At 67.8% G+C, this 890-nt stretch carries 2 pseudogenes; one reads left to right on the top strand and one right to left on the bottom strand.

What is annotated here, in order from left to right:
* Positions 1 to 289, top strand: a pseudogene (locus BN2156_RS30335) (nitronate monooxygenase); the annotation flags it as partial.
* Between the two features lie 297 nt (positions 290 to 586).
* Here the strand turns inward: BN2156_RS30335 and BN2156_RS30780 are convergent.
* Positions 587 to 890 (bottom strand): annotated as a pseudogene (locus BN2156_RS30780) (glycosyltransferase); the annotation flags it as partial.

The raw sequence follows: 890 nt of genomic DNA, 5'->3' as shown, positions 1-890 counted from the left end.
GGCCGCGGCGTGGGTCGGCACGGCATTCGCCGCATGTGACGAGGCGCTGACGCCGACCGGGGCGCGCGATGCCCTGTTGGCCGCCGAAGGGGCGGACACCGAGCTCACCACCCAGTACGACGTCGCCGCGGGATATCGCTGGCCGGCGAGCATCCCTGAGCGTGTGCTGCGGGGGTCGCCCGTCAATGCGGGGCAGGGTGTGGGGCTGGTGCGGCGTCCGGTCGGTGCGGCCGAGATCGTGCACTCGCTGTCCGAAGGGGCGGAGCAGCTACTGCGGCGCTGGCATTGATGAGCCTGCCAAACCGCCGAGAGCGGCGGCGATCTGGCAGGCCCGGTGTGTATTTAACTTGAGCGGCAATTAGTTGTCAGCCGAATCGCGGAATTCGCTGCGGAATGTGCTGAAAAGGATGCAAACACGTCCATTGCTGTGCCTCGAGCCGCTTCGGGCAATGGTCGCGCTTCGGTCCCACGCGTCATCGCGCCAGATAACTGCAGCTAGATATCCATACTGTGGTTTGATCGCCAGTCCCCGGGGCTGACCGTGACGGGTGCTTGGGATAGATGCAAATGAGAACTGAAAGACGTTTCACAGACGTCCGTCCGGCGGTACGGGCCCCGTAGCCAGTACGTCCTCGACGGTGGCGAGCACCCGCCCCGCACCGTCTTCGGGGGAGATTGCTGCGGCCATCCTCTTGGCGTGGTCGCCGAAGCCGGCAACCGACAAGACTTCGCGTATCGCCCCGCCGAGGACGTCCGCGCTGAGCCGATCACGCGGGATCGGCCGCGGGCTGACGCCGAGGGTGAACAGTCTGCGGGCCCAGAACGGCTGGTCGCCGTACGCCGCCGGTACCGCGATCGCCGGAGCGCCGGCGCGCAGTGCCGCCGCGGCC

Origin of the sequence: Mycolicibacterium neworleansense (genome assembly GCF_001245615.1) — a bacterium.
Lineage (GTDB): Bacteria > Actinomycetota > Actinomycetes > Mycobacteriales > Mycobacteriaceae > Mycobacterium > Mycobacterium neworleansense.
This window is presented reverse-complemented; position numbering and strand designations above follow the sequence as displayed.